General features: G+C 52.7%; 17 protein-coding genes. 9 read left to right on the top strand and 8 right to left on the bottom strand.

The genetic code is table 11. The features are described from left to right. The first annotated feature begins 382 nt into the window (after nt 1-382). Genes ACNI29_RS05575 through ACNI29_RS05565 form a run of 3 tightly spaced genes read left to right on the top strand, consistent with a single transcriptional unit; the run spans nt 383 to nt 11382 of the window. A complete protein-coding gene (locus ACNI29_RS05575) occupies nt 383-8170 on the top strand; it encodes an amino acid adenylation domain-containing protein (protein WP_419781210.1) in 7788 nt (2595 codons plus the stop codon). A gap of 21 nt (nt 8171-8191) precedes the next feature. Next, a complete protein-coding gene (locus ACNI29_RS05570) occupies nt 8192-9979 on the top strand; it encodes an MATE family efflux transporter (protein WP_419781209.1) in 1788 nt (595 codons plus the stop codon). A 26-nt stretch (nt 9980-10005) separates the two neighbouring features. Then, complete coding sequence (locus ACNI29_RS05565; protein ID WP_419781208.1) at nt 10006-11382, top strand: phenylacetate--CoA ligase family protein; 1377 nt, start codon at nt 10006-10008, stop codon at nt 11380-11382. A 307-nt stretch (nt 11383-11689) separates the two neighbouring features. Here the strand turns inward: ACNI29_RS05565 and ACNI29_RS05560 are convergent, their stop codons facing one another. Continuing rightward, nucleotides 11690-12556, bottom strand: a complete 867-nt coding sequence (locus tag ACNI29_RS05560) for a class I SAM-dependent methyltransferase (protein ID WP_419781207.1) — start codon at nt 12554-12556, stop codon at nt 11690-11692. Continuing rightward, the gene (locus tag ACNI29_RS05555; protein WP_419781206.1) at nt 12556-13368 is read right to left on the bottom strand and encodes a class I SAM-dependent methyltransferase; all 813 of its coding nucleotides are present in this window, start codon (nt 13366-13368) and stop codon (nt 12556-12558) included. The genes ACNI29_RS05560 and ACNI29_RS05555 overlap by 1 nt, the downstream gene beginning before the upstream one ends. 126 nt (nt 13369-13494) lie before the next feature. On the opposite strand from ACNI29_RS05555, the gene ACNI29_RS05550 reads away from it, so the two are divergent. The 6 genes from ACNI29_RS05550 (at nt 13495) to ACNI29_RS05525 (ending at nt 19744) form a co-directional block, all read left to right on the top strand. Continuing rightward, nucleotides 13495-15048 (top strand): ABC transporter substrate-binding protein, encoded by a 1554-nt coding sequence (locus ACNI29_RS05550; protein WP_419781205.1) that lies wholly within the window; start codon nt 13495-13497, stop codon nt 15046-15048. 8 nt (nt 15049-15056) lie between these two features. After that, a complete protein-coding gene (locus tag ACNI29_RS05545; protein ID WP_419781204.1) occupies nt 15057-16001 on the top strand; it encodes an ABC transporter permease in 945 nt (314 codons plus the stop codon). Further along, nucleotides 15991-16836 (top strand): ABC transporter permease, encoded by an 846-nt coding sequence (locus ACNI29_RS05540; protein WP_419781203.1) that lies wholly within the window; start codon nt 15991-15993, stop codon nt 16834-16836. The genes ACNI29_RS05545 and ACNI29_RS05540 overlap by 11 nt, the downstream gene beginning before the upstream one ends. Before the next feature lie 10 nt (nt 16837-16846). Further along, nucleotides 16847-17797: an ABC transporter ATP-binding protein gene (locus tag ACNI29_RS05535; protein WP_419781202.1), complete on the top strand. Its 951-nt coding sequence runs from the start codon at nt 16847-16849 to the stop codon at nt 17795-17797. 80 nt (nt 17798-17877) lie between these two features. Beyond that, nucleotides 17878-18723, top strand: coding sequence for an ABC transporter ATP-binding protein (locus ACNI29_RS05530; protein WP_419781201.1), 846 nt, complete (start codon nt 17878-17880; stop codon nt 18721-18723). 94 nt (nt 18724-18817) lie between these two features. Next, the gene (locus ACNI29_RS05525; RefSeq protein WP_419781200.1) at nt 18818-19744 is read left to right on the top strand and encodes a sirohydrochlorin cobaltochelatase; all 927 of its coding nucleotides are present in this window, start codon (nt 18818-18820) and stop codon (nt 19742-19744) included. A 75-nt stretch (nt 19745-19819) separates the two neighbouring features. Here ACNI29_RS05525 and ACNI29_RS05520 read toward each other — a convergent pair whose 3' ends face one another. From ACNI29_RS05520 to ACNI29_RS05495, 6 genes are all read right to left on the bottom strand, one after another. Further along, on the bottom strand, nt 19820-20698 hold the full coding sequence (locus ACNI29_RS05520; RefSeq protein WP_419781199.1) for a DMT family transporter: 879 nt from the start codon (nt 20696-20698) through the stop codon (nt 19820-19822). Nucleotides 20699-20807: 109 nt separating this feature from the next. Beyond that, nucleotides 20808-22190: an SLC13 family permease gene (locus tag ACNI29_RS05515; protein WP_419781198.1), complete on the bottom strand. Its 1383-nt coding sequence runs from the start codon at nt 22188-22190 to the stop codon at nt 20808-20810. Nucleotides 22191-22198: 8 nt separating this feature from the next. Beyond that, complete coding sequence (locus tag ACNI29_RS05510) at nt 22199-23116, bottom strand: NAD(P)/FAD-dependent oxidoreductase (RefSeq protein WP_419781197.1); 918 nt, start codon at nt 23114-23116, stop codon at nt 22199-22201. Nucleotides 23117-23143: 27 nt separating this feature from the next. After that, on the bottom strand, nt 23144-23452 hold the full coding sequence (locus ACNI29_RS05505) for a thioredoxin family protein (protein WP_419781196.1): 309 nt from the start codon (nt 23450-23452) through the stop codon (nt 23144-23146). Between the two features lie 62 nt (nt 23453-23514). Then, complete coding sequence (locus ACNI29_RS05500) at nt 23515-25038, bottom strand: sulfatase family protein (RefSeq protein ID WP_419781195.1); 1524 nt, start codon at nt 25036-25038, stop codon at nt 23515-23517. 181 nt (nt 25039-25219) lie between these two features. Continuing rightward, entirely contained in the window at nt 25220-25927 is a 708-nt protein-coding gene (locus ACNI29_RS05495) for a Crp/Fnr family transcriptional regulator (protein ID WP_419781194.1), read from the bottom strand. Between the last annotated feature and the right edge of the window lie 6 nt (nt 25928-25933).

The following is a 25933-nucleotide window of genomic DNA, read 5'->3' as shown; positions in this document are numbered from 1 at the left end:
TACCGTGCCATGTCAGTGCTGCAATTTCTCCAAAGTGTAGGCCACAGCGTATAGCAAGCAGAGCCATGTCATGTGTATGACCACGATGCTGTTTCAGTTCGTCTAATAGTTTTTGGGCGTAATTAAGGGAATTGTGCGGACAGTTTGCGTACAAACTGTATCTCTAGCTGGTAGGACCTTCTGTTTATTGGGATAGTCTGCTGATTTTCAATCGGTTGGTAAATGCCGGTTTTGCCCTGTTTTTTTTACTAAGAATTATGAATCTTTTAAGTTCACTGACATTTCTTTTGTTCTGTGTAGTAACATGCTATAAATTCGGCAAAATTTTAGTTTTGGAAAGACTTATTATATTCACTGATACTTCTAAAAAAGCAGGCCGCCTATGTCTGAAATCGTCACTGTTCCACTGACCCATGCTGAAAAGCGTATTTATTTTACCCAGAAGCTGTACCCGCAATCCTGCATGTGGAATGTTCCCATTTCGTTGCGTCTGGCCCGTGGGGACATAAATATCCTCAGGCAGGCAGTGCTTATTGCAATTGAGAATATTCCCGGACTGCATGTGGTGTTCAGCGAAAAGAACGGGGAGCCTGTTAAGTACATCGACAACGCTCTTGAGCCGTCCGTAGGGCTGCGTGATTTCAGGGAAGGCGGCGAGCAGGCCTATCTGGATTGGGCGGAGCAGCAGTCTGGAATGCAGACTCCCATGCTGGATTGCCTGCCATACGGCCTGACTGTTGCCGATGCCGGTTCCGGTGTGGTCTTCCTTTATTTCAGGGGACACCACATAGCCATTGACGGCGGGGGTGTTGATTTCTTTTTCCGGCGCATCATGCAGGTCTATGAAGCCCTTAAAGACGGCGGTGAGATTAAATTCGACCCGGTCCCGGAATTGGATGCCGCTTACAAGGATGAGCAGGAATATCTTCAATCTGAAAAATGCAGAGAAGACAGCGGCTATTGGAATTCAAAGTTCGAAACATCCCCGGACCCGATGGATATTGCAGGTCGGGTGGAAACGGCCGCGCTTAAGCTTGATGCTTACGGACACTTATTTTCCAGAAAGGCATCCCGTGAACTTCTCGCATTCTGCTCGGCAAACCGGGTTTCCCCTTTCAGGGTGGTGCTGGCGGCAATGTCGGCGGTTCTTTCCCGGATCATGCGCCGCGAGGATGTTGTTTTCGGGACCGGGATCGCCAACCGCTATCCAGCGGAACTGCGTGATTCCGTGGGAATGTACGTAAATACATGCGCCCTGCGGATGGAAGTCGAACCGCAAATCTCTTTTGGCGAACTGGTCAAGTCCGCCAGCAGCACGGTCCGGGAATGCCTTGCCCGTGGGCGTTATCCTTATGACAAGTTGGCTGCCGACATCCGCGAACGCAGCGGAGATGTTCCGGACCTTATGTCCTGTACGCTGGTGGAGTTTGTCTACAACAATATGCCGGATTATGTTGAACCTGTTTTGCATAATCATGGCGAATCGCTGGTGGCCCTCACAGCCTTCATGACCTTCCCGCGCCTTGATGATCCGCACAACGACAGAATAAGTTTGCGGCTGGCTTACCAGAAGGCTGTTTTTGAGCCGTGGCGGGTCAGGAAACTTGCCGCCTACATTGAGAATGCGGTGCTGAGCGGGATTCGCAATCCTGATACTCCGGTTTCACGTCTGGAATTCATTCCTGCCGCCGATCTTGATAAGGTCTTGAATGATTTTAATGACATAAGCGGTGACTGGGAGGTGGAAACCACCTTGAATGAATGCGTGGACAGAAGTGTCCGGCGTTTTCCGGGTCGCAGGGCGGTTGTCTACCGGGGACGCTCTCTGACCTACGCGGAACTGGATGCAAAGGCGAATTCCCTTGCCCGGACCTTGCAGTCTCAGGGGGCAGGACCGGAGACTGTTGTGGGCCTTCTCGCAGACCGTTCCGCCGAACTGATTGTTGCTCAGCTGGCTATTCTGAAGACCGGGGCGGCTTTCATGCCCATTGATACCGGATACCCGGAAGAGCGGATCAAATTTATGCTCGATGATATTTCAGCTCCGCTTATCGTCACCCAGTCCCGGTTCATGGACCAGATTGATGCTGAAAAGGTGAATGTGGTGGATATGGATCTCCCGGAAGCCTATTCCGCTGACAGTTCGGCACTGGGCGTTTCCTGCTTTCCCGGAGATTTATGTTGCGTTGTCTATACTTCCGGTTCCACCGGGGCCCCGAAAGGTGTTCTGTTGGAGCACCGGGGTATCTGCAATATTATCAACGGGGTCATGCATACGCAGGGCATCAATGAGGATGACCGCATTGCCAAGCATGCCAGCTTTTCTTTTGATGCCAGCCTGCTGGAAATTTTCCTCGGCTTTTTCAGCGGCGGGGAAGTGCATATCATTCCTGATGAAATTCGCCTCTCGTTAAGCTCTCTCAATGAATATTACAGCTCCAACGGCATAACCTGGACTTTCCTGACCACCCAGCTGGGTGAACAGTTCATGAATTTTGTGGAAGATTCCTCGCTTAAGGTTTTGAACACCGGCGGGGAGAAGCTGCGCACTTTCAATCCCGGAAATTATCCGGTCAGAAATGTCTACGGTCCAACGGAATGTTCCATCTACACCACCCAGTATGAAATGTCTGAGTGGGAAGAAAATATTCCCATCGGTAAGCCTTTTCCCAACTATTCGGTATTCATTGTTGATAAGCACGACAATCTGCAGCCTCCGGGATACGGCGGGGAGTTGTGCATTCATGGTCCCGGTGTTGCGCGGGGTTATCACAAAAGACCGGATAAGACAGCGGAATGCTTTGTTCCTTGCCCCTTTAAGCCGGGTGAGATTATGTACCGCTCCGGTGACCTTGCCGCCTGGACCCCGGAGGGGAATATTCTTCATCTGGGACGTATCGACAGGCAGGTCAAGCTGCGCGGGTTCCGCATTGAGCTGGGAGAAATTGAAAACGCAATTCTCGCGGTTGAAGGGATCTGCGAAGCCACTGTGGTCGATTACAAGGACAGCCGCGGTCACGTTTACCTTTGCGGATATTTCTGCGGACCGGTTGAAGTTGATACCGTGCTTGAATATCTGGAAGATAAGCTGCCTGAATTCATGGTTCCTTCCTGTATGCTCAAGCTGGATTCCCTGCCGCTTAACCATAACGGCAAGGTTGACCGCAAGCAATTGCCCGAACCGGAGTCATCTGAAGAGTCTGTCGAGGAGTATGTTGCCCCGGAAACCGAATTGGAACAGGCACTGGCTGATATCTGGGGCGAAGCTCTGGACCGGGAAAAAGTCAGTGCTGAAGCGGATTTTTTCAAGTCCGGCGGTGACTCCCTGCGGGCTGTGGCCTTGCAGGTGCTTATTTCCAAGAAGCTGGAGCGTGATGTCGAGCTTTCGGCAATATTCGAGCACTCCACACCGCGCTTGATGGCGGCTATGCTTGTAAATACCGAGGGCGGGGGAAGTGAGAAAATCCAGCCCGCGCCGGAAATGGAATATTACCCGGCTACGGTTTCACAACAGCAGCTTTTTCTGCTTAACCGCATGAAAGGCATCGGAACCGCTTACAACATGCCGTTCTGCATCCGGCTGGAAGGTCCGCTGGACAGCAAAAAACTTTCGGCGGCCCTGCTGAGCATGCTGGAGCGGCACGAGTCCCTGCGCAGTTCATTTGAAATTATAGATGGGCGTTGCGTGCAGCGGGTGTTTGATAAGGTGCATCTCAAACTCGATTTCGCCAGCACCTCTGCTGATGATCCGGCAAAGTTCGGAGCCGGGTTCATGCGACCGTTTGATCTTTCCGCACCGCCGCTGATGCGGGCCAAGCTGTTTTCCCGCGATTCGGGGCTGCACTGGCTGCTGCTGGATTTCCACCACATTGCTTTTGACGGGGTATCCGCCGGGGTATTTCTGGATGAGCTTTTCGCGCTTTATCAGGGAGCGAAGCTTGAACCGCTGCCTTTCCAGCATAAGGATTTCGCCTTTTGGGAAGCGGAACGGCGGGAAGAAAACGAAGCGCGCCACAAGAAGTTCTGGACCGGGCTTTTTGAAACCGTTCCTGAAGCGGACCTGCCCACAGATCTGCCGCGACCGTCCCATCAGGATTTTGCCGGGGAATCGTACCGCCATCTCATTGAGCTTGGGCTGAGTGACAAGTTGCGGGCACTGGCTAAAGAACACGGGGCCACGCTGCACCATGTGTTCATGTCCGCCATCGGCATTCTGCTGGGCCGCTGGTCCGGCAGTGAGGATGTCTGTCTCGGAACCAGCATGAGCGGCCGGGACCGCGCCGGAACCAACCAGCTGGTCGGTATGTTCGTGCGTACCCTGCCTACCCGCATCCGTCCGCAGGGAGAGCTGCCTTTCAGCGATCTGCTGGCTGAAACCCGCAAGCAGATACTGTCCATTCATGAACACGCTGAGTATCCCATCAGCAGCCTGTATGAACATCTGGGCGTGAACCGGGGGCCGGGCCGCCATCCGCTTTTTGATGTGAACTTTGTTTCGCGAAATACCGGGGTCAGCAACCGTTATGAGCTGAACGGGGTAAGTGCGGACGTGGGCATGTTGGAATTGAACACCGCGAAATTCGATATCTCCATCGCCCTTGAGGATGATGGTGACAATCTGGTTCTGGAGGTTGATTACCGCAGTACCCTTTACCGCAATGAAACCATAGCGCGCATGACCGGACACCTCTGCCGCATTCTGGATGTGGTCAGCGGTGAACCGGAAACAATGCTCAAGGATATTGATATCCTGCTGCCCGAAGAGCGGGACAGCCTGTTCAGTGACTTCAACCCCGCAGCAACTGAAGCTCCACAATGGGCCACAGTTTGTCAGGCCATTGCACAGCATGCTGAGGAAAATCCAGATCACATTGCGGTGCAGGCCGAAGACGGAACCCTGACCTATGCCGAACTGGATAAGCTGGCTAACCGGGCCGCCCGCGCAATTGCGCAGAATGGCGGCGGGAAGGACAAAATCATCGCCGTGGTTGCCGCCCGTTCCATTTGGTCGGTAGCCGGGATGCTGGCAGCGTTGAAATCCGGTTCAGCCTACGTGGGTCTGGATACTGCATATCCCCCGGAGCGGGTGCAGTTTATCCTTGAGGACACTGCGGCCCCCTGTGTGCTGGGCACAAAAGAACAGCTTGCCGGTATTGAACACGACTGCACCGCCATTACCATGGACGGACCGCTCCCGGAAGATGACAGTGATCCCGGTTTAGCCGCCGGCGGTGATGCATTGGCCTACTGCATTTTCACCTCCGGCTCCACAGGCAAGCCCAAAGGTGTGCTCATCGAGCATCATTCCATGGTCAACTTCATTGACTGGTACGCCACACATCACTGCATGGACAGCAACTCTGCATGCGCAGCCTTTGCAGCCTTCAGTTTTGATGTCTCGGTTGTGCAGGTCTTCGCACCGCTGGTTTCCGGTTCCACCCTGCATGTCATTCCTGAAGATTTGCGCCGTTCCCCTACGGAGCTTGATGCATATTTTAATGAAAACAAGGTCAGCCATGCCCACTTCCCGACCCAGTTCGCGGAGCAGTATATGCGTATCTGCGACATGGACAGCCTGCGTTACCTGATTGTGGGCGGTGACCGGTTACGCTCTTACAGGCTGGGTGGTTTCCGGCTGACCAACGAGTACGGTCCCAGTGAAACAACCATGGCCTGCCTGAGTTACGATGTGCCGAAGATCATGTCCAAGCCGCCCATCGGCAGTCCGGTTGCCAACACCCGGATTTATATTCTCGATGGGCGGGACCGGCTTTGTCCTATCGGCGTTCCCGGAGAGATTTGTGTTTCCGGTTCTGGTGTGGGACGGGGCTACCTGAACCGTAAGGAATTGACGGATAAACATTTCACTGCCGATCCTTTTTCCCCGGGAGAGCGGATGTTCCGCACCGGGGACAAAGGCTGCTGGCTTCCGGACGGGACCGTTGATTTCATTGGGCGTATGGATTTTCAGGTCAAGATTCGCGGCTACCGTATTGAGCCGGGTGAGATTGAATCCTGCCTGAATAAATTTGATTCAGTTCAGGATTGCGTTGTGGTTCCGTTGGATGATCCGGGGGGCAACAAAATTCTGGCAGCGTATCTGAGTGCGACAAAAGAGCTTGATCTCGCTGAAGTCCGTTCCATGCTCAAAAGGGAACTGCCTGAGTACATGGTCCCGGCCCATGTGGTCCAGCTGGAAAAACTGCCTTTGAACCGTAATGGCAAGGTCGACCGTGCAAAGCTGCCGCGCCCGGAAATTACCGGACCCGCAACCGGACCTCTGGAACCGCGCAACCATAAGGAAGAACGTGTCGCCAAGGCTTGGGAAAAGGTTCTCGGACACCGTGGCTTCGGTCTTTATGATTCCTTTTTTGATATCGGCGGGGATTCCCTGAGTGCCATCGGACTGCTGGCTGAGCTCAGTGATTCCTACGACATCAGTGCCTCGGACCTCTTTGCCCACACCACCGTTGCAGATCAGGCTGCCAGTTTCCGGGAAGCGGAAGTAGGGCGTTCCGCACGGCTGCTGCGTCTTAAGGAGCTGGTTAAAACTCCGCCGGAAGATGATTTCATCAATGACCAGATTGCGGCTTATGATGCGGCCTGTGAACAGGACCGCGAGCTGGATACTGAAACAGTGCGCGAACCGGAACACCTGTTCCTGACCGGAGCCACCGGGACCCTCGGCATTTACCTGCTGCGTGAGTTGCTGCAAAGCACCGCAGCAAAAGTGACAGCCATTGTCCGCGCTGCGGATGACCGTGCCGCCCATAAGCGTCTGGCTGATTTTTATCTGGAGAGGTTCGGACGTGCTCTGGAGAATGTCGGCGGGGAACGGGTGGAAATTCTGGCCGGGGATCTTGGCCGTGAGGATTTCGGGTTATCAGCCGAGTCTTTTGAACGCCTTTCCGGGGAAGTTGATGCTATCCTGCATTCCGCAGCCCTGACCAGCCATTACGGAGACTGGGAGGTCTTTGAAACCGCCAACGTGACCAGTGTGGAAAATCTGGTCGCCTTTGCCCGCCGGGGCCGGGAAAAAACCATACACCATATCTCCACCACCTCTATCGGTAGCGGGGATGTTGAAGGGCGCAGCCGTATCCTGTTCACTGAATTTGACGTTGATCTGGGCCAGAAGCCTAAGAACCTCTATGTGCGTTCCAAGCTTGAGGCTGAAATACTGCTTGAAAAATACCGGGCCGAAGGTCTGGCAATCAATGTCTACCGCGCCGGAAACATCACCTGCGATTCCCAGACCGGGGTTTTCCAGAGCAATGTTGAAGATAACGCGTTCTACCAGCAGTTGCGCTGCTACGTTAACCTTGGTGCAGCACCGGACCTCACCGATACCCGCAACATGTCTTATGTGGACCAGTCGGCGCAGGCCATTGTCGCGGCCCTGATCCGTCCCGGTGTTAGCGGGCAGACATTCCACATCCACAACCCGCAATTGATGAGCCTTTCCAAAGCACTCGGGGATGAAAGTCTGGGATTGCGTATGGAGCGGATGTCTTTTGAGAAGTTCATTGAGTTTGTGGCCCGTCATGCCGGGTGCGAGGGCTTTGACACCTACGTAGAGCGTTTGCTGGTTCATCTTGGCTGGCAGGATTGGCTGACCAATTCCGGGTCGACTTCCGCGCAGGTACGGGTGGACCGTTCAGCGGAGCTGCTCGGACGTTGCGGTTTCGTATGGAAGGAGCCCTGCCCGCAGGATCTGTCCCTGTTTGTCAAAAAGGCTCTTGAGGACCGGGTTGCAGATCTGCGCAAGACAAGCTTCAACCTGCTGGACGGCGATACGCTTGAGGCCGTGGCAGCGCGGGTCAAACCTGCCTACTACGCTGAGAATGGATTGATCCAGCAGGAAGATTCCGAATTGGAGCAGGTCAGTCTGGTTATGGACGGCATGGTGGAAGTTTACCGCAACAGCGCATTGGGCTGGGTCGGTACGGTACGTGTTGACGGTTCCGGGGCCTGTTTCGGTGAAGGCGGCGTACTGGACGGAGGAAAGTCCGGCAATTCCGTTGAAGCGATGGACCCGAGCTTTGTTTACCACTTTTCCATGGAAGATATGCGCAAGCTGATCACGGATCATCCGCAGTTGGGGATGATACTGCTCAAGCTGTCCAGCGGAAAGAGAGATCGGGCCGAACGTCTGTTTGTTTCCATGTAATTTATCAGGATCGAAATAAAAATGAATACAATGACAATAAATACCCGCCACAGCGGGCTTCTGGATCGCAAGTACCGGGAGTTCTTTATCCCGACCATACTCATGGCAATGACCACCACCATGTCCATTGTGGTGGACAGCATCATCGTGGGCAACATGCTCGGTGCAGATGCTTTGGCGGCTGTCAATCTGGCCCTTCCGGTAATGATGGTTTACACCTCAGTGGCGGTAATGCTCGGCTTCGGGGCGGCAACCATAATTTCCGTCTCTTTTGGGAAGCGGCAGACCGCTTACGCAAGGGAAATTTTCAGCAGTGCCATTGTGGGCATGTTTGCCATCAGCCTGCTTCTTGTTGTCGTGCTGAGCGGTAATCTGGACTCAATCACCAACCTGCTGACTAAAGAACCCTCGCTGAGGCCGCTGGTGCATGATTTTCTGGAAGAGCTTGTTTACGGCGCACCGTTGATTATCCTGCCGCTGGGGCTGGTTTACAGTCTGCGGGCTGACGGATGGGTGAAGATGGCCTCGGCAATGCTGATCACTTCCAATCTGGTGAATCTTGCTCTGGACCTGCTCTACATGGGGCCGTTCGGCATGGGAATTTCCGGTTCGTCACTGGCTACCGTTTCCGGTTACGCCGTGGGCGGAGTGTTTTTCTTTGCTTATGCCAAGAGCAGTGAACGCAATCTCGGTTTTGATCGGGGGATCTGTCTGCGTCCGGGGATTCTGCTTAAAAACATCAAGGAAATTGCGGCAACAGGTGCTCCGGCAGCTTTGAGCAGTATCCTGATTACCATCAAGATTTTAGCCATCAACACAATGGTTCAGGATGTAGCCGGAAAAACCGGGGTAATTGCTTTTTCAGTCTGCCTGTCCTGTCTTTCTTTTGCTTCCATGTTCATTTCAGGTGCAGCGCAGGCCATGACTCCGATCGTCGGGGTTCTTTACGGTGAAAAGGATTATCTGGGAGTGCGCTTTGTGGTCAAACGGGCCGCGCAGGTCCTTATGGTTTCAGGTGTGGTCGTCATTCTGCTGCTGGAACTTTTCCCCGGCACAGTGCTGCATCTTTTCGGGGTCCGCTCTGCGGAAGTGATCGCCGAAGGCGTCCCGGCGGTGCGTATTTTCGCAGTCAGCCTCATGGGAACATGCTTCACCTTCCTGGCCATGTTCTACTACATGACCATCGGTAGAAAGCGGATTTCCACCGCCATCTCTGTTGTGCAGGGAGTGGCGATCCTTGTCCCTTCAGCCTATGTGCTTTCAATGATCATGGGAGTTACCGGGATCTGGGTTTCCTTTTCCCTTGCCGAAGCCGGAACCCTGCTTATGGTTTACGGCTGCTACCGGCGGATGAGACGCGACAACCCCGGAAAATACGACAGTATCCTGCTGCTGGAAGGGGGGAGCGTTGCCGGGGATAAGGTTTTCGAAGCCACCGGGGCAGACAATGAAGAGAGTGTGGAAGGTATAATGAAAAGCCTGTCCTCGTACCTTGAAAGGCTGGAGCTGGAGGAAAGCGTTGCCGCAAATGTTCGGGAGAGTGTCCGGGAGATGCTTTCCAATGTCGTCCGCCATGCCTATCCCGGCAGCCGGAAAGGTTTTGTGGATGTCCGCATCCATGACAACGAAGGGAAGCTTCACGTTAACCTGCGCGACAGCGGATTGCAGTTCGATCCGCAGGCCGTCATGCAGAAAACCGCCGACAACAAGTCAGGTTTGGGGCTGGTAAAAGATAGGACCCATTGTGTTGAATATTCGAGAGTTATCGGATTCAACAACACAACCCTGACCTTCGTGTACGGACAATAATTTTGCTTAATCCAAAAGGAGAACATATGAAATCCATCACACGGGAAGAAGCCCTGAATCTGGTACGGGAAGCAAATAGCCTTACACGGGATGATATCCCCGCATTGCAGGCAGAACGCTTGCGTGAGCTTGTCGCCCATGCCCGCGAAAATTCTGCTCTTTATCGTGAAAAATATAAGCATCTGCCAGAGAATCCGGCTCTGGAAGACCTTCCGGTCATGACCAAGCAGGAGCTGACCGCCAACATGCAAAAACTGGTCTGTGACCCTGATTTTTCAGAGGAAGAGCTTCAGGCCTACATTGGCGATCTGGATAATCTGGGCATTCCTTTCATGGGTCGATACAGTGTCTCCACCACTTCCGGCACCACCGGAGAGCCGCTGCGTATGCTGCGGGACCCCCGCCATGTGGCAATTAACGGTTCCATTTTACAGGTCCGGCTCTTTGAAAGTGAGCAGTTTAAAAATTTTCCGGGCATGATGGAGAAGGAAGTGCGTTTTGCAAGTGTGCTTGCGGGCGGCGGATTCCATGCCGCTTTTATGGCTTTTGAAGGGCGGCGCAAAATGCTTGAAGCCGAAGGTATCACCGGGACCATGCTGCTGCTTGAGATTGATGAGCCGGTGGCGGAAATGGTTCGTAAGCTGAATGAATTCCAGCCGGAAGTTATCACCGGATATCCTTCGGTTATGCATATTCTCGCCGGGGAACAGAAAGAAGGGCGGCTTAATATTTCACCCAAGGCCATCCTTTGCTCCGCCGAGCAGCTTACTGATGAGGTGCGTGAAGTGATTGAGACGGAATTGAAGTGCCCCGTGGGCAACGTCTTTTGCAGTACAGAGGGCGGTGAGGTCGCTATCCTCTGCCCCCACGGCCACATGCATCTCAACACCGATTGGATTATTGTCGAGCCGATAGATAAGGAAGGAAATCCTGTCCCGGCCGGGGAAATGTCCGCCGCCATGCTGGTCACCAACCTGACCAACGGAGTCCAGCCGATTATCCGCTACAGGGTTGATGACAGTGTTATCGTGCATGAAGATCAGTGTTCATGCGGTTTGCCCTTTCCCTATGTAGATATTCTGGGCCGCACAGACGATCTGCCGGAATTCAGCACTGATAATGGTTTCGTCCGTTTCACCCCGATTGCATTTTATAATGCCATTGTTGATATCCCGGGCATCTCCATCTATCAGTTTGTCCAGACCGGACCGGAAGCTTTAACAGCTCGCATTAAGTATCTGGATGGAAATGTTGCAGACGATGTTGACCGTCAGATTCGTGAGGCAATCTCCGGAGTAATGGGCCAGAACGGTCTGGCACATGTCTCCTTCGACGTTGTCCGTGCAGAACCTATCCGGGCGAAGAAAGGTAAGAAGATGCGTACTTATCTGAAGGATTTTTAGGTTACGTTTCTGTTCGCAAATTGTCCGCAAATCTGCGTACAAAATTCGGTAGTTATCGGCAGCTTTGAAAATGGTCTGAAATAGCAGTAGGTCTCATGAATCAAGGGATTGTAGGCGTTCCCGGCTAAAATATGATTTTCCGCCGGACAATTCGTAACCCGCAGGCCGTCGGTTCAATTCCTATCGTTGTCTCCATGAATATCAAAGGGTCACACTCTTATGAGTGTGACCCTTGTTTTTTATCTATCTGTTTTAGAGTGTGGTAGGGCCAAGTAACTATTACGCGAGTTATGTCTGGAATTAATTCTTATCTGCTTTTCCAGAAAACGACGGATGCCTTGCAGTTTTCACGGACAATTCCGTCCTGCACGGAGGACATGACATTCTGCTCAATCAGTGCTTCCTTTTGCGGGGTAAGTTCTGTGTATTTTGCATAGAAAAGTTTCTGCTGCTGTATTTTGCTTTCGGCTGACCTTTGGGTGGAATAATCAACAATGCGGACTTCCGGCTGGCGACCCATCGCATAGAGAAGATTGTAGGCAAGGGGAAATTCTGAATAGCCCGGCTGCGGAACATCTCCCATTATAGAATTCCACAAGCCATCGCTGTGTCCGCTTGTCTCTGCACCAGCTCCTCCCACAATGCAGCAGAGGTGGCGGGAGACCGATTCCAGCCGCTCCAGCTGCGGTCGCAGGTCGCGGAACATCCACATGGTGATGGCGGAAAGGGCCAGATCGAACTGCCCTTTCAGGCTTTCAGTATCCACCTCCTGCCAGATTTTTTGGATGACTTCATATTTATCAACCCCGGCGGATTCCGTATTGCTCCGCATCTGCTCAACCATTTTTCCGGCTGGCTCCACTGCGGTTATCCGGTGTCCGGCCTGTCCCATAGGTACTAGTATGCTGCCCGGTCCGCAGCCCACGTCCAGAACTTCGGCCTGTTCTGGCAGTTTACGGTTGAGGGCAGAGAGTATGCTGCGACCGAAATCATAATCGCAGGCCTTGCGGCCCACGGAAAAATCTTCTGCTCTGTCCTGCCAGTAGTTTAGATGGGCATTGCCCACATACATTGTTTCGCGGGTATCCCAGCGTTCGGCCCAGAGGTTTTCCCAATATTTTGCGCTTTGCCTCTCATCCACTTCTTGCTCTGTAATATCTACCTTCTTATTCATTAGGACCTCCACCACATCAAGGACATGACAGCCGGGACTTCGTAAAATCCGGAGTTGCTCTGGGTGGTCACGTGCTGCTCAATGAGTTCTCTGTCTTCGGTTGAGACCGTGCGGTACTTTGAAACGAGATTTGTCCACATGGATCTCGCCGAATCCGTGGAACGGCGCATGGTGTAATTGACGTTGGAGATGTCCGCCGGTCTGCCCAGTTCATTTAGGATGTTATATAGATATAGGGAGCGGTCCAGTTCAGGGGCTTTGATCCCCAGTTTACGTTGCATCTGATGATTCTCGGCATCGCCCATTCCCATAGTGTCGGCTAGGCAGCAAAAGCCGCGTGAGATTCTGCTCATCTCGCTGATCAGTTTTTCGATGTCCGGGAACTGCCAGGCCGCGTGGCAGAGGAAGACAAGATCGTAGCTATTGTCCTGAGCTTTCGCGGCGAAAGAATCAAAATCCATAATTTCAGGTTTGATGTTTTTGATCCCCACGGAAGCAGCATTTTCTTCGAGCAGTTTCGCCATGGATTGGGCCGGTTCTACTGCTATTACTTCTTTTGTGCGACGGGCAAAGGGAAGTGTTACGGCTCCCACTCCTGAAGCGATCTCAAGAACGGATGAATCGGCATTGATTATTTCTTCGGCGGTTAGAATGTCGCACATCTTCTCGCCATATCCGAATCTGCTAGATGTGATGAAATCATTGTAATCTTCAGCTCTCCTGTTCCAGTAGTCAGTGTTGCTGCGGGCGGCCATATCCTCCATTTGGAGACTCCAGACTTCTTTCCATGATGCAGTTTTCTGCAGATTCATCAACAGCTCCTTTTATTTATTTTTGTAATCTGTGTCGCGTTAAGCGATGTCTTTATTCTATTTTATGCTTGATGCATGTCACTTTTTTAATTAGCGTGTCAACAAATTAATCAAGCTGGAGGATTCATGTTACTGAACTGTCGCCTGTCTCTTAAAATATTTCTACTGAGCCTGTGTCTGGTTGCCGGACTGGGATCGGCTGTTTTAGCTGCTGAAAAGGTATTGAATGTTGCCGGTCCATGGGGCCCCAAGACTCTGGATATTCAGAAAACCGGGTATGTTTTTAAAAGACTGGGGGTTACTGAGAGTCTGATCGAAGTCGGGCAGGATCTTGAGTTGAAGCCGGGGCTGGCCGAGTCCTGGACTGTTTCGCCTGACAAAACAACTTGGACTTTTACCATCCGAAAAGGAGTAAAATTCCATGATGGGACTGCGCTTAAAGCCGGAGCAATCAAATCCTGTCTGGAGCGTTTGCAGAGTAAAGGTTCCCTGTTCAAAGCTGTGCCTTTGAAGTCCATCACTGCCCCTGATGACCGGACTCTGGTTTTGACCACCTCTGAGCCTTTTGCGCCGTTGGGGGCATATCTGAGCATGGGCGAAACCTCGCCTTTAGCACCTTCATCTTTTGATTCTTCCGGGGAAGTGGTCAATCCGGTGGGAACCGGGCCTTTCGCATTCGAGAGCTGGAAAGTAAAAGATCATGTTGTGGTTAAGCGTAACCCCATTTACTGGGGCGAAAAAGCCAAGGTATCCAAGGTGGTCTACAGGGGAGTTCCCAATGCCATCACCCGTCTTGGGCTGCTCAGAGCCGGTGAACTGGATATCGCGATGATCCTGCCCCCGGATGCTGTCGCTTCTCTGCAAAAGTCTGATAAATATCAAGTCTTCCGCACACCTATCGGGCGTTGCCGCATGGTTGCCCTGAACATGGCTGAAGGGCCTTTCTCCGATCTGCAGGTTCGCAAGGCCGCTAATATGGCCGTAAATCGTGATGATCTTGTGCGTTATGTACTGGAAGGAATGGGTGATTCCGCTACGACCCTTTATCCGCCGATGATTTACTGGGCAAATGACAAGATCAAGGGCTTCCATTTTGATCAGGCCGGAGCAAAGAAACTTTTGGAACAGGCCGGCTGGAAGGATGCTGACGGTGACGGAATCAGGGAAAAGAACGGCAAACCGCTTAAGGTCAAGCTGGTAACCTATCCCGAACGAGCGGCACTGCCGCCCACCGCGGAAGTCATGCAGGCCCAGTTGCGTGAGGTCGGCTTTGATGTGGAGCTGGTGGTGACTCAGGTGGACGCAGCGCAGGCTCTGCGCAGCAAGGGTGATTTCGACATGTTTCTCGTGGGACGCGGATTGCTCTTTGTTCCCGACCCGGATTACAACCTCATGAAGGACTACTATTCCGTCAACACAGCCAAGGATAGCGGTTGGGGCGCATACCGTTTCAGCAACGCCAAGGTTGACGAATTGCTCTTTGAGGGCCGTAAAGTTTTCAAACAGTCTGAGCGCAAGGCTATCTATGATCAAGTGCAGACCCTGCTTATGGAGGAGGTTCCCATGATGTACCTCAATTATTATGTCAATGTGGACGCGGTGGCCAAGGATGTTGAAGGGTACACCATGCATCCCACGGAAAGCAGCTATCATTTGGAAACCGTCACTTTGAATAGATAGTCGTGTTTTTGTTCATAATAAAAAGAATCGCATCGCTGGCTCCGGTTATGTTCGGGGTCAGCGTTGCGGCTTTTCTGTCTCTGGTATTGAGTCCGGGTAACCCGGCTGAGATCGCGCTGCGCTCTTTGACTGAATCGGAAACACCGCCCAAGGCTGCCATTCTGGAATTGGAAAGGGAAATGGGTTTGGACCGCCCGCTCCATGTTCAGTACTGGCGTTGGCTAAAAAGAACGGTTGGCGGTGATCTTGGCCGTTCTTACCAGACGGGGCAGAGTGTTGTTTCAGAGATAAGGCAGGCTCTGATTCCTTCCGCGCTGCTGGCGGGCACTGCAATCCTTTTGGCGCTGTTCATTGTCCTTCCCTGCGGCGCCCTTTCCGCGTCCCTGCCCGGGTCGTGGGTGGATAAAGCAGCCATGGCCGGATCATTGGCAGTTGTCTCTGTCCCTGATTTCTGTGTTGCTATCATGCTTTTTCTGATTTTTTCAGTGCAGTTGGATTTGCTGCCTGTTGCCGGTTACGGATCGTTTGCCAACCTGATCCTTCCGGCTCTGACTCTGGCCCTGTCCAGCTCCGGGATCACAACCCGGCTGATGCGAACATGCATGGTTCAGGCTCTTGAGGAAAAGTATATCATCACCGCCCGTTCCAAGGGTATGGGTGAATGCCGTGTTGCCGGGCTGCATGCCATGAAAAACGCCTTGCCGCCGGTACTGACCTATCTGGGAGCGCAGATGGGCTATCTGTTCGGCGGAGCTGTGGTGGTTGAATCAATATTTCTCTGGCCCGGATTGGGCAGTCTGCTGGTAGAGGCGGTCAAGGCCCGGGACATATATGTCGTTCAGGGGTGCGTGCTGGTCATTGCCTGTATTTACGTATTCATTAATCTTGCCGTGGATGTAGTTCAGGCATGGCTGGACCCGAGAATTCAGGAGGGAATCAGCCATGCTGGATAATCGGTTCACACCCGGCATGCTGACCGGGATGATTCTTTGTCTGGGGCTTATGCTCTGTGCGCTTTTTGCTCCCGAAATTGCTCCCCACAACCCGGACAAGCAGCACCTTGCCCACAGGCTGGAGGGGCCAAGTGCCCGGTTCCCCCTAGGTGCGGACAAGCTTGGACGCTGTGTGGCCAGTCGTATTGTGCATGGGCTGCGACCTTCCCTTGGGTTGGCTGTTTCCATCACGGCCATGGCCGCTGTGGTCGGGACTCTTCTAGGCATGTGTGCCGCGTATTTCCGGCCTCTGGATGCTTTGCTTATGCGCGTTACCGACTGTTTTTTTGCCTTCCCCGGATTTGTAATGGCTCTTATCGCAATCAGTATAATGGGACCGGGCACAACCAGCCTGATCATTGCTCTGGGGCTTCCGGGGTGGCCTAAATATGCCAGAGTGGTGCGTTCCAAAGCCCTTACCCTGCGTGAGTGCGGATATGTGGAAGCCAGCCGGGCAGTGGGGGCAGGTCCGCTTTATATACTCCGCTACTGCATCCTTCCCGGAGTTCTGCCTTCGGTGGTCACCATTTCCACCCTTGGTATAGGCGGCAAGGTTATCCATATTGCGGGATTGGGGTTTCTCGGCCTCGGGGTACAGCCTCCCACCCCGGAGTGGGGGACCATGCTTATCAAGGGGCTTCCGGTGATCGAGACCGCCCCTCACATATCTCTATCTGCCATGGCGGCAATTTCGGTCAGTGTGCTGGCTTTTACCCTGCTTGGAGAAGGCTTGCGGGATATGCTTGATCCCCGCAGCAACCTTTCAGACTGGCGTAAATTGCAAACTGTCTCTTGAGGATAAATGTATGAATAAAATGCACCAAGAAGACAGGCCGCTGCTTCAGGTCAGCAACCTGAAAGTCCATTTTGACTCTTTGGACGGAATTGTCCGTGCAGTGGATGAGGTAAGTTTCCGTCTCGGCAGCGGGGAGAAGGCCTGCCTTGTGGGTGAGTCTGGTTGCGGAAAGACAATTCTGGCCTTGTCTCTGCTGCGTTTGCTTCCGCCCGGGGCTAAGCTGAGCGGTAATGTTATGTTTCAGGGCGCAGATTTGCTGCAGTTCCCGGAAAAAGAAATGCGCCGGGTCAGGCGGCAGGGGATGGGGATGATTTTTGAACAGCCCTCGGCCTATCTTAACCCGCTTTTCCCCGTAGGCTGGCAGGTGGCCGAAGCGGTCAGGCTCAGTCGGGGATGCAGCAGGCGGGATGCGATAAGCAGAGCGCTGCGGCTTTTTGATCTGGCTCGCATACCCGAAGCCCGAAAGAGGTATTGGCAGTTTCCACATCAATTGTCAGGCGGAATGCGCCAGCGGGTGATGATTTCCATGGCTCTGGCTAAAGACCCGGCTCTGCTGGTGGCCGACGAACCGACCACAGCCCTTGATCCCACTGTTCGGCGCAGTATCCTGAATCTGTTGCGGGATTGTCTGGATGAGACCGGAGCCGCTCTATTGTGCATCACCCATGACTGGGAAGCCGCCCGCAACCTTTGCGAGACAGCTGCAGTTATGTATGCCGGGCAGATTCTTGAGATTGGTCCTGCCGATCAGGTTCTGGACTGCCCGAAGCATCCCTACGCATCAGCACTGCGTCGCTCCATGGGCGGAAAAAGACCTGAACCCATACCGGGGAATCCCCCGGCCCTGACCGATCTGCCATGTGGTTGCAGGTTTCAGCCCAGATGCGGCTGTTCATGTGAACAATGCGTTTCCGTTGTGCCGGAATTCAATGGAGGGGTACGTTGCCACAACCATCAGTGATTGAGATTGCGGGACTGAGCAAGAGTTATCTGTCGGGCTTTTTCTTTAGGCGGGAGAACAAAGCGGTAAGAGATGTTTCCTTGAAAATTGCGCCGGGTAGAACCCTTGCGGTTGTGGGGGAATCCGGGTGCGGCAAAACCACTCTGGCCCGTATGGCCGCAGGTCTGCTTAAGCCCGACTCCGGCTCAATTTCATTCAAGGGCAGAAGTCTTGCCCGCTGGGAGAAAAAGGGTCTGCGCAAAAATATGCAGGTGGTTTTTCAGGATGCGGACGGCTCGCTTAACCCTAATTTCAGTACCCGTGACCTACTACTGGAACCGCTATTACTGCACGGCCTGTCCCGGAGTGAAGCCGAGGAGCGGCTCCCCGAGCTGCTTTCCATGGTCGGGCTGGTACCGGACCTGCTGCACCGCCATCCGCACGAGATGTCTGGCGGACAGCGGCAGCGCATCGGAATCGCAAGGGCCATGTGCCTTTCCCCGGCGCTTGTCATTGCCGATGAACCCGTCTCAGCGCTGGATCGTTCCATTCAGGCACAGATCCTTAGCCTATTGCAATCCTTCCAGAGTGATAGCGGGGTATCGTATCTTTATATCTCCCATGATCTGGGTTCGGTCAGGGCGGTTGCCCATGATGTTGCCGTCATGTTGGGCGGTCTGTTTGTGGAGACCGGACCGGCTGAGGATGTTTTTGCGAACCCCCTTCATCCGTATACGAAGTTGCTCCTTGCCGACGATAACTGCGCAGAACTGCCGTTTAAAAATTATTCTGTTGATCTTGAAAACCGTCAGGGGGCGGAAGAAGGCTGTCCTTTTGCAGGGTGCTGCAACTATTGCGAACCGCAATGCACAAAGGGTGTTTCCGGATTAATTGAGGTTGAACCGGAAAGATCGGTACGCTGTAGAATGGTGCACAGAATTGCTTGAACCAACTGTTGATCGCCTCCAATTTACAAAGATAAAGCTTCAGACAGGGCTACTTTGGACTGTTTGGATATAAGACTATAAAATGAGAGTATTTATGCATATTGATTCAGAAAAGAACACCGTTGGAGAATGCACGCATAACTGCCACAGCCATGGCCACGACCATTGTGATCACCACCACGGTGATCATAGTCATTCATATGATTATTCGCCCGGACCTTTGGAGGGTAAGCAAGGAATTCTGCTGACCGCTTTCGGCTGTGCTTTACCTGATACCCATCATCTCTATAAGAGGTTTGAGGATGAAGTCCGGGAAAAATATCCGAATATGGATGTCCGTTGGGCTTTTACCGCCAACCGTATCCGTAGGAAATTGCGCAGTCGCGGTCTTGCTGCTTTTTCCGTTGCCGAAGCTCTTTCGCAGATGATTGATGACGGGTTCAGCCATGTTGCAGTGCAGTCACTGCATACCCTGCCCGGAGTTGAATATGATTGGGTGAAGCAGCAGGCCCGGTCCATGTGTCATCCCCGCAAGGGACTCAGCCGGGTGACCATGGGAGTCCCTATGCTATATAAGATGGATGATCTTGAACAGACAGTGCTGGCTGTGTCCGGTTATCTGCCGCCGGATCGAAAGGAGGATGAAGGGGTAGTTCTTATCGGGCATGGAACTTACCATAAAGAGCATACCGCCTATATGGCACTGGAAGGCTTGCTTTCACGATCCCTTCCTGATGTGCTTGTAGGTACACTTATGGACAAGTCCGGTCCTGCGGAACTGGGAACCCATTTTCTGAACAGGGGAATCCGCAAGGTTCACCTTGTTCCTTTCATGTGCGTCCCCGGTCATCATGTTCAGGTAGACTTATTTGGTGAGGGGGAGCATTCATGGAAGAATATTCTTTTGGGTTTGGGGTGCGAAGTCCTGCCGGTATTTAAAGGTTCTTTGGAGCATCAGGATTTCCGAAACATCTGGCATGAACATCTGGCTGAAGCTGTTGCAGACTTGAAAGATACCTGATGATTGGTGGAACGTATAATTCAGAATATCGTATTGGGATGGCCTGCTGATTTGGTATCGGCAGGCCATTTTTATTTAGTTGTTTTCCACTGAATCCGGCGATCCGGCTAAAAACATCCCTGCCAGGACGAGGGCTGCTCCTGCATATTGTACAGGAGTGAGAGTTTCGCCAAGGACAATAAAGGCCAGAACAAGGGTCGCCACAGGTATGAGGTTGGAGAAGAGGATAACATGTGCGGCTTTGATTTGGGTCAGTGCGTAGTTGATGACAAAGTAGACCAGAAAGGTGATTCCCAGACCTAGATACACCAACGCGGCGAAGGCCTGCCAGTTCATATTTTCCGGCATAGGAGACATGATTGCCCCGGGCAGGAAGAGGATGGTGGCCCCGAAGACCTGAATGGCGGAGAGGTACATAAAATGGTAGCGGGCTGCGAGATGTTTTACTGTCAGGGCATAGCAGGTAGCCGAAAGTACAGCACAGAAAATGAAAAAGTTGCCCAGCAGCGGATTGCTGCCGTGTTCATTTGCTTCCCCGAAGGCGGAGACTATTCCGACCCCTGCAACTGCGCAGAGTATCCCGGCCATACAACGGCGGCTGATTTTTTCCTTGTAAACAACATAAGCACCGATGGCCACGGTCATGGGAACACAGGCTACGATCATCCCGCCCTGTGAAGCTGAGGTGTACTGTAATCCCAGAGTCTCAAAGGTAAAGAGCAGGAAAGGTTCACACATGGCGAGGAGCAGGAGCATTTTCCAGTCGCCTTTTTGGTAGGCTGGTTTGGGGATGCGTGACCAGAGGATGAGGTACAGTATGGAAGCGAAAAATACCCGGCCAAGCAGAATCTGTTCGATCGTAAAATATTCCTGCACCATTTTGAGGACGATGAAGCCGCCGCCCCAGATGATATGGACCACAGCAAGGGCCACGAGAAGAAGGGATTTGGACATGGAAAAACTCCTGAGTGGCTTTGGCAGCCTTCAGTAATAAAAAATTGATATATGAATGAGGAGAAAGGCGGGCTGCGAGGTTCAGCCCGCCTTTAGTATGGATATGTAGTTAGAAAATCCACTGCCAGTATGTAGAAGCAACAATCCAGACCGCAACCGCTCCGCAAAGCATCCTGACAGCCATGATCAGCATCAGGTAGCGCATGCGCACGTATCCGGTGGCGAACATGATCAGTGCTGCTGCCAGCTCGTAAGGGAAGAGGAACTGGTCCAGCCCGTAGAAGAAGCTGTAGAGCAGAGGCTTGATGTCCATGCCGAGGGTGGTGGCGATCTCAGCCAGCGGGATACTCAGCGAGGTGGCGGCTGCAACGGGTGTCAGGGCAAAGTTTGCGAGAATCCCGGTGCAGTATGCCAGCAGAGAGGAACCGGCCAGACTCTGGACATTCTCAAGGTAAGGGACAATCTTTCCTGCCATCCATGCGGGAATGCCAAGGCTTCCGGCAACAATTCCGATAGCCATGCAGCCCACAATAAAGAAGAGGATGGAAAACTGGACTTGTGCCACATCTTCTTTTTTGAGCAGGTCGAAAAGTGGAGTAAATCCGAGCAGGACCACGGCGCAAAATGCGTAGTATCCGGGAATGCCGTGCAGTGATTCCGTTGCAAAAGCGGCAAGGGCTAAGGTTGTTAAAATCAGTGTTTTCTTCTCATCGCGGGTGATGGACCCCATGGCGGAAAGGTTTTCGCTGGCATGCTCAAGGCACTGGTCCATGTATTTGCCCAGTTCCCTCGAACCGAAGAAGTGCAGAATGCCAACGCATGCAACACCAACAAGCAGGGCGAAGGCAATGTTCTCAATAAAGAAGCTCAGCCACTGGATGGGTACGCCCATGTCTTTGACCATCAGCAATCCGACAATGCCGACGTTGTTGGGCAGATAGTTGGTAGCCGGGACCGTAGCACCGAAGAAAGCGGCCATGATCAGGGTCGTGGCGGCTTTGGAACCTTTCTCCAATTTCATTGCTGCGCACATACCGGAAGCAATAGCCATAAACAGGATGGTTACGGTGATGACGTCCGGGATGATGGCTCCAACGGCGTAACCGGCAACAATCATGGCGATATACAGGCGCAGGGGTGTGCGTCCGATGCGGGTTATTGCCAACAGGGCGATGCGGTTGGAAAGCTTGGTTTTTTCCATGAGCACGCCGATGAGCATCCCGCACATGCAGACCCACGGGATGGGAGTGGTCCAGCCCACGAAGGCAAGATCCGGGGTCGCAATTCCTGTGACAATGTAGGCCATAAGCAGTAGTACTGCCGTTGCGAACAGGGGCATTATTTCAAAGGCAAATCCGGCGATGGCAAAGATAGTTTCAAACCAGTAGAGAGCGATCTTGGGATTGCCCGGATCGTTCATGATATAAGCCCCGGTGGCGGCGATTGCAGCGGCCATGGCCCATTTTTTTATTGTTTGCATTGCGTTGGTCATGGTTCTTCCTATGTACGAATATATCTTTCAGCAGCCAAAGCTGCAATTGTTCCGTCGGACATGGCAGTGGTGATCTGGCGGTAGGCTTTATCGTTGATATCGCCAGCGGAAAAAACACCGGGTATGCTGGTTGTCATGTGTTCATCGGTAATGATGTAGCCGTTTTTGGACAGCTTGATTTTCTCGGCAAAAAGTTCGTTGTTGGGATTCTGACCTAAAAAGACGAATGCCCCGTCAACAGGTACGGTTTCCTGTTCATTGGTAGAAACATTTTCCAGTACTGCGGCTTTGAGTTCATCCTTTTCAACAACGAGATCGACTACTTTGGTTTCGGTGCGGGCATCGACTTTACCTGTTCCGAGCAGTTGGTCCTGAGTGCCCTGTGCGGCAAAGAAACGGTCCATTACTTCAACAAGGGTTATGTGTTCAATGCCGAGGGTGATCATATACAGACTTTCGTCAAAAGCACTGTTTCCGCCGCCGACGACCAGAACGCGTTTGCCCTTGTAAGGACCTCCGTCACAGATGGCGCAGTGGTGGACCTGATCGCATTCGGTGGGAACATCAAGGGGAATGGGCTTACGGCCGGTGCAGATGATGACTGCTTTGGCTTTGATTGTGCCTTCGTCTGTTTCCACGGTCTTCAGGTCACTTTCAAGTTCCATGCTTTCGATTTCGCAAACCTCTTCAACCTCAACTTCAAGGCTGTCCACATGGGCGCGCATTTTTTTCATCAAATCCATGCCGTGGATAGTGGGGTAGGAAGGAAAGTTCTCTACTGTGTAAGTAGAGTTTACCAGCCCGCCGGTGATGTTTTCTTCAAGGATTACAGCTTTCAATCCGGCGCGGGCAGCGTAGATGCCGGCGGTCATTCCGGCGGGGCCGCCACCGACAATCACCATATCGTATATTGTGCTTTCACTCATGATCTCTCCCGTTGCTTTTATTGAAGGCTATGCAGAAGCAAAGAAGGCCTTCATTTCTTTGGGGTTCATCAGGCCGCCTTTGCGGGCGACCATTTTTCCGCCCTTGATGACGAAGATGGTCGGGGCGCGTTCTGAATCAAGGTCAGCCAGTGCTTCAGGGTTGGCTTCGCTGTCCAGCTTGAACAGGCTTACATCGGGATTTTTTTTGCTGAATTTTTCCAGCACTTTTTCCATGTTTTTGCAGTGCGGGCACTGCTGCTTGTAGCAGATGAGCACACCGGATTCAGTGTCGGAAACGGTCTGGGCATAGTTTGCATCGGTCAGTTCGGTAAACATGATTTCTCCAATGAAATATTATCGTGGGCGGCCCCGGAATAGTGGACCGCCCTTGTTTATAATTAGGAAGTGCGCAGTTCGCCGATGACGAGCTTGAGCTTCTGGAGCAGCTCTTCGGCTTTTTCGGGATTCTCTTCGGCAATGTTATTCAGCTGGAAAGGGTCATTACGGCGGTCGTAGAGTTCGTTGTGCTGGGGCACTTCGATCTTTGCTCCGGCAGTGCAGGTCCACATATCTTCGGACATGACTTTGTCCGCACCTTCAACGCAGTCGGCGTTGTTTTTTTCGTCTTCGCTGACCAGCCAGTGTACGTAGCTGTAATCATCGGTGATGATGGACCATGACATGCCGTAATATCCGGCAATGGCGTAATCGCGGATTTTGTCCACTTCGCCCTGCATCATGGGCAGCAGGCTTTCACCCTGATAGTCTTCAGCACCGAAAGTCTTCATGCCGTGATCGCTGATACCGTCTTCGGTTTCGAGCAGGTCGAGTACGTCCATGATGGTGGCGGTTACGTCTACGTTCTGCACAAAGGAGGAAATGCGCTGGCCGCCTTCAACACCGGGGATGTGCATCATGAGCGGTACGTGGACCAGTTCCTCATAAGGCCAGGGACGGGATTTGCGCATGATGCCGTGTCCGTGTTCAGCTTCGCCCATGGGCTGGCCGTGGTCGGACATGACCACAACCATTGTTTCGTCCATGAGTCCCTGTTCGCGGATGGAGTCCAGAGTACGGCCCACCCAGCGGTCAACGTCAGTAATTTTTTCCATATACAGGGCGCGGATGTGTTCGCATTCGCGTTCGGTTATGCGGCCTTCCACCGGAACCCAAGGGGCGAGCATGATGGGATTACCTTCGTACTCGGGGTCGTAGGGGCAGGGCTCACCTTTCCATACGGACGGCGGATCCCAAGGCTCGTGGGGATCAAATGAATCAATCCAGAGGAAGAACGGGCGGTTTTTGTCGCGGCGTTCCTTGAGCCAGTTGTCAGTGCGGTTCATGACTTTGGCAACGTAGCTGTCTGCTTCGGTGCGGCGGTGCTGCTGCTGGCGCAGGAAACAGCCGATTTCGTCCAGAAGCTGCGGGCTTTCATCGTCAATATACTCGCCGTTCTCGTCCCAGACCATGGTGGCGGAGGTGAAGTCTTCAGGCTTGAGGGCCGGATCAAGCGGGTCGTTTTCAAAAGTGGTGTGGTCCAGTTCCTGACCGGGGCAGAAATCCACGTAGTCAAATCCGCGGGAGTAGCCGAACTTGGCAAGTCGCATGGGGGCGGTATCGTAGATCAGCGCGGTCTGCATGTTGCGGCCCCAGAGTATGTCGGTGATTGTGGTGTCATCAGCGCCCAGAGGCTGCCAGCCGCCATAAGGCAGGGTGAAGCGTCCGGTCATGAGTGCGCGACGGACAGGGATAGTGGGGACGCCTTCGCTGTATGCGTTTTCGAAAAGGACGGACTGGCGGGCGAAACGGTCAAGATTGGGAGTCTTGACAGTATCGTTGCCGTAGCATCCAAGATAGTTGAATTGTAGGGTATCCAGCATGATGAATACCACGTTTTTGATTTTGCTTCTGTCAAAGGACATTGTGCTGCTCCTTGAAAATTGTTTGCGAAGCAATTTAATTTTGCCTCGCGCTTTTTTTCACATATGGAGCAGGGTGATGAAAAATTCTGTCTCATATGAGACAAAAGTTTAATTGAGCTAAAATTTTCTGGGCTGGTTTTTTTTATTCAAAGGCCGGGTTCAATACTATTTGCGTACTATATCACAAGCTTAAATTTTGAAACAGCAGTCCGCCCGCTTCTCGTGACAATGCTTCGGGGTCGAGAATCTCAAGGGTTGTTTTGGTGAATTTGCCGATAACCCCTTGCTGGCGCAATGCTTTGATCACTCTGCATAAGGAACTGCGGTGAACACCGAGAGTGCTGGCTAGCTCACTTTGGGTCAAACCGGGAGAGAAGGATTCGGATTCCCCGTTCTCCTGCCAGAGTTGGTAAAGCGAACGGCTGACCCGCGTACTTACTTCAAGCAGGCCGGAATCAAAAAGCTGGGAAAAGAAGGCTCCGGCTTTGATCCCAAGTGAGTGGATCATGTTGCAGGCCAGTTCCGGGTGCTGGCGGAAAAAATTTTCGTCTTCCAGAATGGATTTAGGGAAGCGGGCTACAACACTTTCTTCCAGCGTGTGCAGGCTGTGGCTTTGCAGCAGGGAAGTATGGATGTGAGATACTTCATTGAAAAGAGTGCCGGGACCGATACGCATGACCACGCGTTCCTGACCGCCTTCGGAGAGGCAGGATAATTTGACTGATCCTTTTAGGAGAAAAAAGAAATAGTTCGGGTTGTTGGCTTCTATCTCGTGTGCTTTAGGCAGTGAGATCTGCACTGCTTTATCAAGTACTCTTTCCCAAACGGAATTTATACCTTCAACACTGAAAAGAGCCTTTTCCTGGCGGAATATTTTGTCTGTGGGCATGCTGCA

The sequence above is a fragment of the Maridesulfovibrio spiralis (SeqCode) genome (genome assembly GCF_048571135.1).
Classification (GTDB): domain Bacteria; phylum Desulfobacterota; class Desulfovibrionia; order Desulfovibrionales; family Desulfovibrionaceae; genus Maridesulfovibrio; species Maridesulfovibrio spiralis.
This window is presented reverse-complemented; position numbering and strand designations above follow the sequence as displayed.